The organism is Finegoldia sp. BIOML-A4, from assembly GCF_009679635.1.
Lineage (GTDB): Bacteria > Bacillota > Clostridia > Tissierellales > Peptoniphilaceae > Finegoldia > Finegoldia magna.
Window position 1 is genome coordinate 173,615 of sequence record NZ_WKZC01000001.1, and the last position, 16,287, is coordinate 189,901.

The 16,287-nt window shown below is 30.1% G+C and carries 13 protein-coding genes; 9 read left to right on the plus strand and 4 right to left on the minus strand.

Annotated features, from left to right (window positions below; all coding sequences use genetic code 11):
- Positions 1–69 precede the first annotated feature (69 nt).
- From GKG01_RS00740 to GKG01_RS00750, 3 genes are read left to right on the plus strand one after another with little or no spacing between them, the layout of a single operon-like run.
- A complete protein-coding gene (locus GKG01_RS00740; RefSeq protein ID WP_094207162.1) occupies positions 70–273 on the plus strand; it encodes a cold-shock protein in 204 nt (67 codons plus the stop codon).
- 52 nt (positions 274–325) lie between these two features.
- A complete protein-coding gene (gene hslO, locus GKG01_RS00745) occupies positions 326–1,180 on the plus strand; it encodes an Hsp33 family molecular chaperone HslO (RefSeq protein ID WP_241684722.1) in 855 nt (284 codons plus the stop codon).
- 36 nt (positions 1,181–1,216) lie between these two features.
- A complete protein-coding gene (locus GKG01_RS00750; protein WP_154271100.1) occupies positions 1,217–2,557 on the plus strand; it encodes an MATE family efflux transporter in 1,341 nt (446 codons plus the stop codon).
- Between the two features lie 135 nt (positions 2,558–2,692).
- Here GKG01_RS00750 and tnpA read toward each other — a convergent pair whose 3' ends face one another.
- The 4 genes from tnpA to GKG01_RS00770 form a co-directional block, all read right to left on the minus strand.
- The gene (tnpA, locus tag GKG01_RS00755) at positions 2,693–3,157 is read right to left on the minus strand and encodes an IS200/IS605 family transposase (protein ID WP_094205134.1); all 465 of its coding nucleotides are present in this window, start codon (positions 3,155–3,157) and stop codon (positions 2,693–2,695) included.
- Between the two features lie 205 nt (positions 3,158–3,362).
- On the minus strand, positions 3,363–4,592 hold the full coding sequence (locus GKG01_RS00760; RefSeq protein WP_094207159.1) for a peptidoglycan bridge formation glycyltransferase FemA/FemB family protein: 1,230 nt from the start codon (positions 4,590–4,592) through the stop codon (positions 3,363–3,365).
- Positions 4,593–4,702: 110 nt separating this feature from the next.
- On the minus strand, positions 4,703–7,333 hold the full coding sequence (gene ppdK, locus GKG01_RS00765; protein ID WP_154271101.1) for a pyruvate, phosphate dikinase: 2,631 nt from the start codon (positions 7,331–7,333) through the stop codon (positions 4,703–4,705).
- 15 nt (positions 7,334–7,348) lie between these two features.
- Positions 7,349–8,167 carry a pyruvate, water dikinase regulatory protein gene (locus tag GKG01_RS00770; protein WP_154271102.1) on the minus strand — a complete coding sequence of 273 codons (819 nt, stop codon included), beginning with the start codon at positions 8,165–8,167 and terminating at the stop codon, positions 7,349–7,351.
- 206 nt (positions 8,168–8,373) lie between these two features.
- Here GKG01_RS00770 and GKG01_RS00775 point away from each other — a divergent pair, with 206 nt between their 5' ends.
- The 6 genes from GKG01_RS00775 to gap all read left to right on the plus strand — a co-directional run bounded on the left by GKG01_RS00775 (position 8,374) and on the right by gap (position 16,256).
- Positions 8,374–9,783 (plus strand): L,D-transpeptidase family protein, encoded by a 1,410-nt coding sequence (locus GKG01_RS00775; RefSeq protein WP_154271103.1) that lies wholly within the window; start codon positions 8,374–8,376, stop codon positions 9,781–9,783.
- Positions 9,784–9,875: 92 nt separating this feature from the next.
- Positions 9,876–10,946, plus strand: coding sequence for a DNA-processing protein DprA (gene dprA / locus GKG01_RS00780; protein ID WP_154271104.1), 1,071 nt, complete (start codon positions 9,876–9,878; stop codon positions 10,944–10,946).
- 49 nt (positions 10,947–10,995) lie between these two features.
- Positions 10,996–12,963, plus strand: a complete 1,968-nt coding sequence (gene tkt / locus GKG01_RS00785; RefSeq protein ID WP_154271105.1) for a transketolase — start codon at positions 10,996–10,998, stop codon at positions 12,961–12,963.
- Between the two features lie 143 nt (positions 12,964–13,106).
- Positions 13,107–13,574 carry a tRNA (cytidine(34)-2'-O)-methyltransferase gene (locus GKG01_RS00790; RefSeq protein WP_094205704.1) on the plus strand — a complete coding sequence of 156 codons (468 nt, stop codon included), beginning with the start codon at positions 13,107–13,109 and terminating at the stop codon, positions 13,572–13,574.
- 8 nt (positions 13,575–13,582) lie between these two features.
- Positions 13,583–15,181, plus strand: coding sequence for a Na/Pi cotransporter family protein (locus GKG01_RS00795; protein ID WP_154271106.1), 1,599 nt, complete (start codon positions 13,583–13,585; stop codon positions 15,179–15,181).
- Positions 15,182–15,254: 73 nt separating this feature from the next.
- Positions 15,255–16,256: a type I glyceraldehyde-3-phosphate dehydrogenase gene (gap, locus tag GKG01_RS00800; protein ID WP_094205702.1), complete on the plus strand. Its 1,002-nt coding sequence runs from the start codon at positions 15,255–15,257 to the stop codon at positions 16,254–16,256.
- Positions 16,257–16,287 lie beyond the last annotated feature (31 nt).

The window sequence follows — 16,287 nt, forward strand, 5'->3', positions numbered from 1 at the left end:
TTGTATATTTTTATTGTGTATGTTATATTAGTATAGTAAATGAAAACTACGTTAAATATTGGAGGAAATATGACAAAAGGAACTGTAAAATGGTTTAATGCTACAAAAGGATTCGGATTTATCTCAACAGAAGATCATGGAGATATATTTGTGCATTATACTGCATTGGAAGATAACGGAGAATATAGAAAACTAGAAGAAAATCAAGAAGTTGAATTCGATATCGCCGATGGACCTAGAGGTCTTCAAGCTTGTAATGTAAAAAAATTATAATAAAATATTATTAATATGCCCCTTTTTAGGGGGTTTTTTATTTGGAGGTTATATGATAAATAAATTATATATTGCTACCGATTCTACAGAATCATTTAGATTTATAATTGTAGATTCTACGGAGTTAGTACAATCAGTAAAAAATATTCATAATACATCAGCAACAGCATCCGCTGCGTTGGGAAGATTAAGTACAATGGCTTCAATTATGAGTCACGAATTAAAAAATGACAAACACAATATTACATTAAATTTACAAGGAAACGGACCAGGTGGAATGTTAATTTCTACAGTTAACGGTAGAGGAGAGGTAAAGAGTTATGTAAGTCATCCAGAAGTTGATTTGCCATCAAAATATAATAAAAAATTGGATGTTGGTAATTTTGTAGGAAATGATGGTCTACTTACTGTTATAAAAGATTTTAAATTAAAGGAACCTTATATAGGTCAAACTAGTTTAGTTAGTGGTGAAATAGCTGAAGATTTAAGTAATTACTTCTATCAATCTGATCAAAGACCAACAGTTGTGGCTTTAGGTGTCTTGGTAGATACTGATTTATCGATAAAAAGCGCTGGAGGATTATTTATTCAAGCATTGCCAGGATATGATGAATCATTAATTGATAAATTGGAAAAAGATATTAATAATTTCCCACCAATTTCTTCTCTATTTGTAAATCATGAAAATCCTTTTGACGTTTTAAATCAATTTTTTGCAGACTTTGATTTAAAATTATTGGGTGAAAAAGAAGTAAAATATTTATGTGATTGCAATAGAGATAGAGTTGAAAAATCTTTGATTTCATTGGGAAAGGAAACGTTAAATGAATTGATTGAAGAGGATGGAAAGGCTGAATTAGTATGTGATTTTGCCATGAAAAATACAATTTTACTAAAGAAGACTTGATAAAATTAAGGGATAATATATAAAGGATGGTGTTAATTGAAAACTAGAAATCTTACTGAAGGTAATATTTATAAGGAATTAATAAGCTTATCATTACCGATTATGGCAACATCTTTTATACAGATGAGTTATAATCTGATGGACTTATTTTGGTTGGGAAGATTGTCTATAGAAGCAGTAGCTGCGGCTGGAACTGTAGGGTTTTTTGGATGGTTGAGTTATGCGATATGTATGATGCTAAGCGTAGGTGTACAAATATCTGTAGCAGATTGCATTGGTAAAAAGGATATGGATTCTGTACAAAAATACATATCTAATGCGATAAAATTTGCCTTAATAGTTGGATTTGTATTTATTTTATTAATGGTTTTATTTAAAGTACAAATAATACATTTCTTTAATCTGGATGAATCGGTCACAAAACTAGCTTTTGAATATTACGGATTCTTTGTAGCTTCAATATTTTTCAACTTTATAAATCCAGTTCTAACTGGAATTTTAAATGGACAAGGTGAAAGTAAAATTCCTTTTATAATAAACACAATTGCTTTGGGAATTAATATAGTGTTAGACCCTGTTTTGATATTTGGATTTGGATTTATAAAACCAATGGGAATAAAAGGGGCTGCTCTTGCAACTTTCATAGCTCAAATGTCCGCATGTATCATGTTTATGATAGTTAGATTTGAATATTTTAAATATTTGAAGGAAAAAATGCATTTAATTTATGCAAAGAGACTTTTTGATTTAGGATTTCCTATAGCCCTCCAAGAATGCCTTTTTGCGACGTTTTCTATAATAATGGCTGCTATTATAGCTCATTGGGGAAAAGAAGCTATAGCTGCACAAAAAATAGGCAATCAAATAGAATCTATTACATGGTTAACTGTAGGTGGATTCAGTGTTGCATTATCTACCTTTATTGCTCAAAATAATGGAGCGAAAAACTATTCCAGAGTAATGGAAGGTTATAAAAAAGGAATGAAAATATGTGTAGGTATAGGAATATTCACAACTATATTCTTATTCACTTTTGCTCCTCAATTATTTAAGCTATTTATTCCAGATGATCCTGATACTTTAAATATAGGGGTAGTGTATTTAAGAATATTATCAATTTCTGAAATATTTATGTGTGTAGAAATAGCTACTACTGGATTTTTGAATGGAATTTCATTAACTAAGTATCCTTCTATAAACGGAATTATATTTAATTTCATCAGAATTCCATTGTCCCTTTTGGTTATGTATAATAACTTGAGAATTGAATGGATATGGGTAATTATATCTTCACTTGTTATATGTAAGGGAATTAGCTTGTTTATTGTATTTTACAGAAAAGTGTACAAAAATAAATTAAAATATCTATTGGATTAATCATAACCACCAGCTTAGCTGGTGGTTTGCTCTGCCCCTATAAGGGGCTGTTGCCTGCAATGCACCTTGTGCATATTGAATGTCCGACAGCTGCACTGCCTTCTCAATTGACGCTAAAGCGCCTCTTTCTTCTTTTTATTTTTTATTCTTTTTCCCAGTAAATGGATCTATATACTCTTTCAAACTTATTTGGTCCGCTATATAATCTTCTTTCAATTGATTTCTTATATATTCTTCAATTTTCTTTGCATTTTTTCCTGCTGTATCTACATAATATCCTCTGCACCAAAAATTTCTACTTCCATATTTATATTTTAAATTTGCATGTCTATCAAATATTATTAGACTGCTTTTTCCTTTCAAATATCCCATTATTTCCGAAACGCTATATTTGGGTGGTATTTCAACCAGCATATGAATATGGTCTGGACATAATTCAGCTTCTATTATTTTTACGCCTTTTCTTGTTAATAAATCTCTTAATATTTTTCCTATATCTTGTTTTAATCTCCCATAGATTACTTGCCTTCTGTATTTTGGAGCAAATACTATATGATATTTACAATTCCATCTTGTGTGTGATAAACTATTCTTATCCATCAGGATGATAACCTCCTTTGTTAATATGTGCAGCTTGTCAGGCGTAACTATTTTATCATAGGAGGTTATATTTTGCTTGAAGCTAAAGCTAATGTCTTCCACCTGCATAGCAGGTGGTTTTTTTGTTTCTCTCACTTCGTTCGATCAACACACTTAAGTGTACAAAAAAACTAGGATTGATTATTATATCAATCCTAGTTTTATATTATCTGTGATTTAAAGCGAACTCAAATAATTTATTGATAAATTTATTAAATACTATGTCAAACTCTCCAATTGTAGCTAGCATTTCGGTGCCAAATCTTTTCTTAAATTCATATAGTCCGGCTTCATGGTCTACTACATTATCTTCTGGAGTATAACCTGATACTCCTCCGAAATCATACGATGTGCATCCTTTTTCTATAGCTCTTTTCATCATAGTCCATTGCATTAAATAATTTGGACTTAAATCTCTAAAATCATTTGAAGATGCTCCGTAAAGATAGTATGATTTTTTGCCACAAAAAGTTAGTAATGCTCCTGATAATACAATTTCATCAACACCATTTTCGATGTATCCATTCATTTGCTCGATTAAATCTTTACATCTTTTTCTTCTATTATCTAATACATCTAGTTCCTTTAAAAAATTATTCTTTTTCTCTTCTGTTATATCCTTTTCTAATTTATTTTTAGTTTTGAGTTCTTGTTTATCTATTTGATCCAATTCATCTTCATTGGATTTCTTTACACTTGAAGGTATAAGTTTAGTTAGATACAGTTCACAATCATTATCTGGAGCTAAAACATCATATAAATTCTCGAAATATTCATGACTTCTGTGATTGAATTCATCTCTTTTAGCTGTAATTTCCATTAATTTTGAAAACTTAAATAATTCATTCTTGTCGCATCTTTTACATACAAGTCCATTTTTTAAAGATTTTTTTACAACACTTTTAGTTCTAGATTGAAAAGAATTCATAACTTCTTTTTCAGATTTATCTATATCAGTTATCATATAATATCTAGGTTGATTATATTCTAACCCTTTTTTTAAACCATGATGATAACATCCAAGTTCTTTTAAGTAGTCAATTAATCCATCAATTTCCACAGAAACTTGAGGGTCAAATTTCAAAGAAAAAACATTGTTTTGTTTGCAAAAATCCTTTAAAATTTGGATTGTTGATTTTAAATCATCTTTATTTTCATAGTCAATCACAGGTCCTTTTGGAGCATAAGCAAAATAATAGGGAAGAACCGGGAGTTTTCTCAATAAAATTAAACAGGCACCAACAAGTTTGCCATCTTTTTTTATTCCAATATTTTTTCCAATCCATCCTTTTTTTACAAATTGCCATTTATATATTTGATTTAATTCTCCATATTTATGGTTTTTAACAAAATTATCATGTTCTTCACTACTAAGTGTAATCATTTCGTAAGCCATTTTATCACTTCCTTAACTTCATACATTATACCATAAATTGTTCCCATAATAAGTTATTAGAAATCAAAAAAAGATAGAGTAAACATAGTTACTCTATCTAATAAAACTAATTATTTTAATTTTTCTCTTGCTGCTGCTTGAGCTGCTGCTAATCTTGCGATTGGAACTCTGTATGGGGAACAAGATACATAATCTAATCCAATTCTGTGACAGAATTCAACACTTTCAGGATCTCCACCATGTTCACCGCAAATACCTACGTGTAAATCAGGATTTGAAGATTTACCTCTTTCAATAGCAATTTTGATTAGCTGACCAACACCTTCTTGGTCTAATCTTTCAAATGGACTTCTTGAATAGATTTTCTTTTCTTTATATTCTGATAAGAACTTACCAGCATCATCTCTTGAGAAACCGAATGACATTTGAGTTAAGTCATTTGTACCAAAACTGAAGAAGTCAGCTTCTTCGGCAATTTCATCAGCCATTAAACAAGCTCTTGGTATTTCAATCATAGTACCAATTTCATAATCTAATTTTTGATTTGTTTCTTCAAATACTTGATTAATTTCTTCAATTATTTGATCCTTAACGTATTTTAATTCTCTCTTTTCTCCAACAAGCGGAATCATAATTTGAGGAACTATTTCATGTGAAGTTTCTTCTTTAACTTTTAGAGCAGCGCTAATAATTGCTCTTGCTTGCATTCTATAAATTTCTGGATAAGTTACAGCTAGTCTACAACCTCTGTGTCCAAGCATTGGGTTTACTTCGTGAAGTTCTAAAATAATATCATTTACTTCATCATAAGTTAAATCCATTTCTTTCGCTAATTCTTCAATATCATGTTTTTCTTTTGGTAAGAATTCATGAAGTGGTGGATCTAAAAGTCTAATAGTAACTGATAAATCTCCCATTTCTTTGTAAATGTTGTAAAAGTCTTCTTCTTGGAAAGGTCTTAATTTATCAAGAGCTTTTTGTCTTCTTTCGGTAGTGTTTGAGAGAATCATTTGTCTAACGATTGGAATTCTTTCTTCGTTGAAGAACATGTGCTCAGTTCTTGTTAATCCAATTCCTTCAGCACCAAATTCTTTTGCTTGATGTGCATCTTTTGGAGTATCTGCATTAGTTTTTACACCTAATCTTTTAATTTCATCAACCCATTGCATAAATTGGGCAAAGTTACCAGTAAGTTCTGGACTTACCTTAGAAATTTCTCCTTTATAAACATATCCAGTGCTACCATCTAATGAAATCAAATCTCCTTCTTTGATTTCGATGTTTTTACCTCTGATTACTTTGTTTTCTTCGTCTACTCTTATTTCACTAGCACCTGCTACACAACATGCACCCATTCCACGTGCAACTACTGCAGCGTGAGATGTCATACCTCCTCTGGCAGTTAATATACCTTCAGCTTTAATCATACCTTCAATATCTTCAGGAGATGTTTCTTGACGAACTAATATTGATTTAATGCCTTTAGATGCAGCTGTTTTACAATCTTCAGCACTAAAATAAACGTGACCACTAGCAGCTCCAGGTGAAGCAGCTAAACCTTTTGTAATAACTTCAGCATTTTCTAATTCTTTTTGATCAAAAGTAGGGTGTAGGAGTTGATTTAAACTATTTGGTTCGATTCTTAAAATAGCTTCTTCTTTTGAAATTAAACCTTCATTTACTTGATCTACTGCAACGTTTAATGCACTGATAGCAGTTCTTTTTCCGTTTCTAGTTTGAAGTAAATATAATTTAGAATTTTCAATTGTGAATTCCAAATCTTGCATATCTCTGTAGTGTTTTTCTAATCTTTTAGTTATAGAATGGAATTGTTCATATACTTTAGGCATAACGTCTTGTAATTGACTGATTGGTTGAGGAGTTCTTATACCAGCAACAACATCTTCACCTTGTGCATTCATTAAGAATTCACCAAATAATTTATTTTCACCAGTTGCAGGGTTTCTTGAGAATGCAACACCTGTTCCAGATGTATTTCCCATGTTACCGAATACCATTGATTGAATGTTTACTGCAGTACCTAATTTATCATCGATGCCGTTTAATTGTCTATAAATTTTGGCTCTAGGATTATTCCAAGATCTAAAAACTGCTTCTATTGCATATCTCAATTGATCGATAGGGTCTTGTGGAAAATCTTCGCCCATTTCTTCTTTGTAGATTTGTTTGAATTTTTCAACAATTTTCTTTAAATCTTCGCTATCAAGATCTGTATCATCTGTAACGTTTTTTTCTTCTTTTATTTTATCTAATTCGTTTTCAAATAATACTTTAGGAATTTCTCTTGCAACATCTGAAAACATTTGAATAAATCTTCTATAAGAATCATAAGCGAATCTTTCGTTATTAGTTGATTTGGCTAAACCGATAACAGATTTATCATTTAAACCTAGGTTTAAGATTGTGTCCATCATACCTGGCATAGATATTACAGCGCCAGAACGAACAGAAAACAGTAGAGGATTTTCTTCATCGGAAAATTTCTTGTTTAATTCTTTTTCTGTTTCTTCAATATGAGATTTGATTTCTTCAAATAATCCATCCCATAATTTTTCGTCTTCTTGATAAAATTTGTTACAAGCTTCAGTAGTAATAGTAAATCCTGTTGGAACAGGTATATCCATATTAGTCATTTCGGCTAAGTTGGCACCTTTTCCACCAAGAAGGCTTCGCATGTCTTTATTACCTTCTTTAAAACTGTAAACATATTTTTCTGTCATTTAAAAAACTCCTTTTTAATCATTCATTTTTTTTAGATGTCTGATAATAACTTCTGCCGTTTCTTCAATTGCTCTGTCAGAAACGTTTATAATAGGACATCCGATTTTCTTCATTACCTTCTCAGCATAATCTAATTCGTCAAGTATTCTACCCAAATCAGAGTATGTACTTTCAATTGGCAATCCCATAGATTTTAGTCTTTCTTTTCTGATTTTGTTTAGCTTATCAGGAGAGTTAGTAAGACCGATGACTCTTTTTGGTTCGATTTCAAAAAGTTCCTTTGGGACTGGTGACTCTGGTACAAGTGGAATGTTGCAAACTTTGTAATGCTTATTTGCAAGATACATAGATAATGGTGTTTTCGAAGTTCTAGAAACACCAATAATTGTTATATCAGCTCTAGCGACTCCTCTTGGATCTTTTCCATCATCATATCTTACAGCAAATTCAATTGCATCAATTCTTCTAAAATAATGTTCGTCAAGTTTACGTAATGCACCTGGATTTGTTGCTGGAGATCGTTTGGTTAGCCTTTGGATGGCTACAATTGATGGAGTTAAAATATCTACCGATATGAGATTATTCATATCACAAAATTTCTTTAAACTATCAATTAAACTTTCTTCAACTAAACTATAATATATAATAATATTATCCATTTCTAAGCATTTTTGTAATGTAGAATTAAGATGCTCGATAGATCGGATATGTCCAAATAAGTGAAATTTAGCATTTTCACAAGTAATATCAAATTGAGCTAAAGCGGCTCTTGCTATTTGATCACCTGTGTCCCCGGTAGAATCTGATAAAACTACCAGATTAATATTTTCCATAATTCACCCCTTTATTTGTATTATCAATTTAATTATACATCATTTTTTACAATTTTAAAGCAAATCTTTGTTATTTTATTTAAAATTATCACAAATTTAATTAAGTATAGATTATAGAAAAAGTATAATTTAATATAAATGTTTACTAGTGTTGTGTATTTATGATATCATTCTAGGTACAGAAATAATTAATAGAAGGTGATAAATTGAAAGATGATTTACAAAAATATGAAGACAATAAAACTAGTCAAGTAAATAATGAGTCTTCAAAAAATAATAGTATTTATAAACTGAAAGAATCTCAAAAATCACACTCATGGATTTGGGTTGTATCAATTCTTTTAGGTATTTATATATTGGTTTCAATATTTTTTAGCTTCATGACTTATCCTAACGCAAAAATTAATGGTGAAAATTTAGGTGTAAGAAAAATTTCTGATGTTAAAAATATTTTTGATGAACAAACCACATCAATTATCGGAAGAGATAATAAAACTGTTGCATTGAATAATTCACAAGCGGGTTTAAAACAAGTTGCTTTGGAAAATCAAACCTATGTGCAACATGGTTTTTTGTGGCCAGTAGAACTTATAAAAGGAATAGAAACAGATGTAAAAGTTAAGAAAAGTGTAGATTCTGATAAATTAAAAGAAACCTTAAAAAATAGTGAGTTATTTAAAAATATCAAAGAACCAAAAAACGCCCAATTGATTTTTGAAAACAAAAAAGCAATAATCAAACCTGAAGAATTAGGTAATAAGCTTGATTTGGATAAAGTTTGTGAATCCGTAATAAAAGGATTTAATGAACACAAGGATGAAATCAAATTATCTTCAGAATATATTAATCCTCAAGTTACGAAAAAATCATTGGAGCCAAACAAAAAAGAACTTGAAAATATTGCAAAAGCTTCTATTACCTTAAAATTGCCAAACGGAGAATCACAAAAAATAGAAGATAATTCTATTTTCTTAGATGAAAATTATAAGTTTGAAGATAAAAAAGTTCGAATTTTTGTAGATGACTTGAAAGAAAAATTTGAAGTTGTTGGAAAAGATTTTGATTTTACAACTCATAATGGTAAATCCATAAAAGTTAAAGCAAAAGTTTTTGGAAATGAAATTAACAAAAAACAAACAGTAGCTATGATTACAGATGCTTTAAAAAATGGTAAAACCATAGATAGTGATTTAGTATATAGCAGAAGAAGCCGAAATAATGGAGTTCTTGGAAAAAGCTATATTGAAATAAGCTTGGGAGCACAACATTTGTGGTATTTTAAAGATGGTAAACTAGTATTAGACACACCTGTTGTTACAGGAGATCCATCAATTGACCACGAAACACCAACAGGATTATTTGAAATTTGGTCAAAAGAAACTGATAGATTTTTAAGAGGATTTAATCCAGACGGATCAAAATATAAAGTTCATGTAGATTATTGGATGCAAATTGACTATACTGGTGTAGGAATTCACGATACAAAGGGAAGGGCCGCCTACGGTGGACAAATCTTTAATGGTGCTGGAAGTCATGGTTGTATAAATACTCCTATAAATCATGTTCGTACAATTTTCAATTCGGCTGAAAATGGAATGCCAGTTGTAATCTATTAAAAATTAGTCGATTATTTTATAATAGTCGACTTTTTTTATTGTAAAAAAATAAATATTAATGGTATTCTATATATAAAGAAAAGGAGTAAATTATGGATTCAGATTTATTATTATTTTTGAGTAGTTTAAACACGAATTATAATTGGATAGGTCCAATTATTGAAAACTATAATACATTAGATGATATTATCTACGATAATGCAAAAAAACTTTTAGAAGTAGATCCTAAAATTTACGAATTTATTCTAAAAAATATGAAAAAATTCGATATAAATTTGTACAAAGAAAAATTATGGAAAAACAGTATAAAATTTACTACATATGGTGATTCAAAATATCCGAAAAAATTACTTGAAATAGATGATGCACCATATACTTTGTACTATAAAGGTGATTTGACTGAAGATTTCGATAATTGTGTTTCATTTGTCGGAGCTAGAAAATGTAGTCAATATGGATCTTATGCATGTAAAAAATTTGTATCTGAAATATCACAATATAAAATACCAGTTGTTAGTGGTTTGGCTCTTGGTATAGACAAAATTTCTCATCAAACTTCTCTTGAAAATAATAATAAAACAATTGGAGTTTTAGGGTGTGGAATAGACCAAGTTTATCCAAGGAGCAATTATAGAGTGTTTCAAGATATGATTTCTTCACATAACGGAGTAATTATGAGTGAATATCCTTTTGGAATAGCACCATTGCCATATAATTTTCCATTTAGAAATAGAATTATTTCTGGTTTATCACTTGCAACTGTCGTTATTGAAGCAAAAGAAAAAAGCGGTACATTAATCACATCATCTTATGCCTTGTCTCAAGGTAGAGATATATTTGCTGTTCCAGGAAATATTAACTCAGTTTATTCGACCGGAACTAATCAATTAATAAAAGATGGAGCTTACATATTAACCGACGTTTTGGATATTATAACTCAAATCCCTGAGTTTCAAAATAAATATATGGAAAAGCCACAATTAAGTTTTGATTTGAATGATTTAGAACGTAAAATATATAATTTATTGAAAATTGACGCCAATTCACCAGATGAAATTTCTATAAAATTAAATGAAGATATATCTGATGTATTGATGAGTTTAACAAAAATGGAATTGTTGGGAATTGTTGTGGATATTGGAAGCAAATACTCATTAAAGTAGATTAAATAATGTGATATAATAACATTGGAATTTTATAGAGGAGAATGATATGGACAAAAAACAATTATCTATTAACACTATTAGATTATTATCTGTAGAAATGATTCAAAAAGCGAATTCAGGCCACCCTGGACTTCCTTTAGGTGCAAGCCCCATGACATTTACATTATTTAATGACATAATGCATTTTTCACCAAAACACAGCGATTGGATAAATAGGGACAGATTTATTTTATCAGCTGGACATGGGTCTGCAATGTTATATTCACTTTTACATTTGTTTGGATTTGGAATAACTGTTGATGATTTAAAAGAATTTAGACAATACAACAGCTTAACACCAGGACATCCAGAATATTTGCATACAAAAGGAATTGATGCTACGACTGGTCCTTTAGGACAAGGATTGAGCATGGCTGTTGGTATGGCAATTGCTCAGGAATATATGGCCAGCCAATTTAATACCGAAAACCACAAAATTTTTGATAACTATACTTATACAATTGTTGGTGATGGTTGTCTTCAAGAAGGAATAACTAATGAAGCTAGTTCAATAGCTGGATCATTAAAACTTTCAAAATTGATTTGTTTATATGATTCTAACAATATAACAATTGAAGGCGATACAAAAAATATTTTCTCGGAAAATGTCAGAGCTAGATATGAAGCGTTGGGCTGGGATACTTATTTTGTAGAAGATGGAAATGATATAGAAAAAATAAGAGAAACTATCGAACTTGCGAAAACAACAGATAAACCATCATTTATTGAAATAAAAACAAAAATTGGCTATGGAAGTGTCGTTGAAGGAACTGCAAAAGCGCATGGAGCTCCAATTGGCGCAGAAAACATTCCAAGTTTAAAAGAAAAATTAGGATTAGACTTTACAGAAGAATTTTATATTCCGCAAGAAGTTAAGGAACTTTTTGCTCAATCAACTTCAGAAAAGGAAAACTATTATTCTGAATGGGAAAGTATGTTTGAAGACTATAAACACACTCACAAAGACCTTTACGATAAATTAATGAAATTCTTATCTAAAGAAATTGATGAAGAATATTTAACATCTAAAGAGTTTACTAGCTTCGAAAAAGATGATGCTACTAGATCATACTCACATGTTTTATTAAATAGATTAAAAGATAAACAATTAAATATTGTTGGAGGATCTGCAGATTTAGCTCCATCTAATAAAACATTTATGGATGGTTTAGATGTATTTACGCAAACAAATAGATCTGGAAGAAACATACAATTCGGTGTTAGAGAACACGCAATGGCTGCTATCACGAATGGTATAAGTTTATATGGTGGATTAATTCCTTATTGCGCTACATTTATGATTTTTTCAGATTATTTAAAACCAGCGATGAGATTGTCATCTTTAATGAAGAGACAAGTACTATATATATTGACTCATGATTCAATTGGTGTTGGAGAAGACGGACCTACTCATGAACCAATAGAACAATTAGCAATGCTTAGAACTATTCCAAATCTTAATACTATTAGACCTGCTGATGGCTTTGAAACATCAATGGCATACAAGATAGCATTAGAAAATAAGGAAACACCAACTGCTTTAGTATTATCTAGACAAAAATTAGTTAATTTAAAAGAAACTAACGAACAAGCCTTAAAAGGAGGATATATTCTAAAAAAACAAGAGTCTCCTGATTTAGTAATAATAGCAACAGGTTCTGAAGTTAAACTTGCATTAGATGCAAGTGAGGCTCTTGAAAAAGAAGGAGTTAAGGCTCAAGTTGTATCAATGATGTGTCAAGAAATTTTCGACAAACAAGATCAAGAATACAAAGATTCTGTTATTCCAAAAAATGTTGAAAAAAGAGTTAGCATTGAATGTTTGTCAACTTATGGATGGCAAAAATATACTGGACTTAATGGATTAAATATAGGAATAGATGAGTTCGGAATGAGCGCTCCAGGTAGTAAAATAATGGATCACTTTGGATTTACAACAGAAAAAATAGTTGAAAAAATAAAACAATATTTATAATCGACAGACCGTCAACAATTTTGTGTTGATGGTCTTTTTGTTTTAAAATTTTAATCGTTTTTAAAATTGAAATACTATTTCTTTTATGGTATATTTTTTATGGGAATATTAAAATATAGTTAAAGAATCGTAAAGAGGTGGATATGATAAATATTGTTCTTTTAGAACCTGAGAAACCTTCAAATACAGGGAATATAGGAAGAACTTGTGTTCTAACTAATTCTAGATTACATTTAGTTAGGCCATTTAGCTTTAGACTAGATGACAAATTATTAAAGAGGTCCGGCATGGATTATTGGGATAAAGTTGATTTAGTTATTCATGATGATATGAATGAATTTTTAGAATATATTAAAGGAAATGATAGAGTTTTTTATGTTGAAACTTTTGCAACAAATTATTATCATGAGCTTGAATATCAAGATGGTGATTTTTTCGTGTTCGGAAAGGAATCTTCAGGTATAGATAAAGATTTGGTAGCTAAGCACAATGATCATTCTATAAAGATTCCAATGAATATGGAAATTGATAGATCATTAAATTTAGCAAATTCGTGCAATATAGTTTTATTTGAAGCATTGAGACAGATAGATTTTCCAGGATTAAAGTAGGAGGTATTATGGATATTATAACTCCGGTTTTAGGTGGGTTAGCACTTTTCTTGTTCGGAATGACAATAATGGGTGAAGGTCTCCAAAAATCGTCAGGTAATAAATTAAAAAAGATAGTAGGTTCTTTAACTAGGAATAAATACATAGGTGTGTTACTAGGTATAGTAGTAACGATGGTAATACAATCATCATCTGCAGCAACAGTAATGGTTGTGGGCTTTGTAAATGCAGGTTTAATGCCTTTGAATCAAGCTGTTGGAGTAATTATAGGAGCAAATGTCGGAACTACAATTACTGCGCAAATAATCGCTTTTGATATTGCGAAATATGCACCATTAATTGTAGCTTTTGGTGTACTTTTATATATGAGTGCAAAAGATGATAGGAAAAAAAATCTAGGTGAAGTCTTTGTTGGTCTAGGTTTAATTTTCATAGGAATGAATACTATGGGAGATGGATTAAATCCATTATCTAAAGAATTGTGGTTTAAAAATGCTTTATTAAAATTAAACTCACCGATAATTGGAGTTTTTGTAGGATTTTTCTTAACTACTGCAGTACAATCATCTTCGGCCTCTATTGGTTTAATACAAGCTTTGGGGAAACAGGGATTATTAACAATCAATCAAGCAGCTCCTCTATTATTAGGGGGCAATATTGGTACTACTACTACTGCTTTACTTTCATCAGTAGGAGCAGGGAAAAATGCTAAAAGAGCAGCAATAATACATTTATTATTTAACGCAATTGGTACGATAATTGTACTATTATTTTTAAATAAATTGATGCAAAACATTGTATCTATGTTAACTCCATTAAATGTTTCAAGACAAATAGCAAATTATCATACTTTATTCAATATAATAAACGTTGCAATTCAACTTCCAGTTTCAAACTTTTTAGTTAAAGCTGCTATGAAAATTGTTCCAGGTGAAGAACACGCAAAAGACTTACAATATTTAGATGACAGAATTTTAGAAACTCCTTCTATTGCGGTTGAACAAGCTAGACTTGAAGTTATTAGAATGAGTGACATTGTATATCAAAATTTTAAAAATGTTGATGAATACTTTATGACAGGTAACAAAAAACTAAGATCAAAAATATTAGCAGAAGAAAAAAGAATTAATAATTTGGAAAAACATATCGTTGAGTATCTTGTAAAATTATCTAATAAATCTATTTCAGATGAAGAACATACACAAATTTTTATTATGCAAGATATGCTTAATGATCTCGAGAGAATAGGAGATCATGTTGAAAATATATGTGGAATTGTAACTCTTGTTTATGACGAAGAAAAAGAATTTAGCAAAGTAGCTATCGATGAATATAAAGATTTATATACAAATGTAGAAAATGCAATTATAGATTCAACTATGGCATTTAAAAATAATGATCAATCATTGGCTTCTAAAGTCGCAAATATTGAAAATAATGTAGACTTTTTAGAAAAAAAATATAGACATAATCATATCAAGCGAATTAACAACAATGAATGTGATTCTACAGTTGGAGTTAATTTCTTAGATATTCTATCGAATTTGGAAAGAATATCTGACCATTGCACAAATATATCCAATTATACTCTTCATATTGAGGTTTAAAATTTGATTAATAAGATTATATATCGGGTATATAATAAAAGTATGTATTATGAAATATTTCAAGGAGGATTAAATGAAAGTAGCAATTAGTGGATTTGGAAGAATAGGTAGAGATGTAACAAGAATTTTAATTCAAAAAAATGACCCTGATCTTGAATTAGTGGCATTGAACATTACAAGTGACCTTAAAACAAATGCACATCTTTTAAAGTATGACTCAATTTATCGTACTTTTGAAAAAGACGTTGAAGTATTAGCGGATGACAAAATTAAAATTGGTGATAGGGAAATAACTGTTGTAAATAACAGAAATCCAGAAGAATTACCTTGGAAAGAATTAGGTGTTGATCTAGTTATCGATTCAACGGGCGCTTTTAAAGACAAAGAAGGTTTATCAAAACATATTAAAGCTGGTGCAAAGAAAGTATTATTAACTGCTCCAGGTAAATCAGATGTTAAAATGATCGTAGTTGGGGTAAATGACAAAGAATATGACCCAGAAAATGATGATATTATTTCCAATGCATCATGTACAACTAACTGTTTAGCTCCAGTAGCTAAAGTTTTAGATGATGAATTTGGAATTGAAAAAGGGTTAATGACAACAATTCACGCTTATACTAACGATCAAAACATTCAAGACGCTCACCACAAGGATTTAAGACGTGCAAGAGCAGCTGCTTTAAGTATGATTCCTACAACTACAGGTGCTGCTAAAGCTGTTGGTAAAGTTCTACCACAATTAGAAGGTAAAATGACAGGACTTGCAGTTCGTGTACCAACTCCTACTGGATCTATTACTGATTTAACAGTTCTTTTAGGTAAGGAAGTTACAAAAGAAGATATCAATAATGCTATGAAAAAAGCTAGTGAAGGCGAATTAAAAGGAATCTTAGGATATTCTGAAGATCAATTAGTGTCTTCAGACATCATTGGAGATGAAAGAAGTTCAATATTTGATGCTGATATGACTTATGCTTTAGGAAATATGGTAAAAATTGCTTCTTGGTATGATAATGAATGGGGTTATAGTTCAAGAGTATTTGATTTAGCAAAGATTATAGCTACAAGATAATAAAACTATTTAGAGTCGATGGTAAAATATT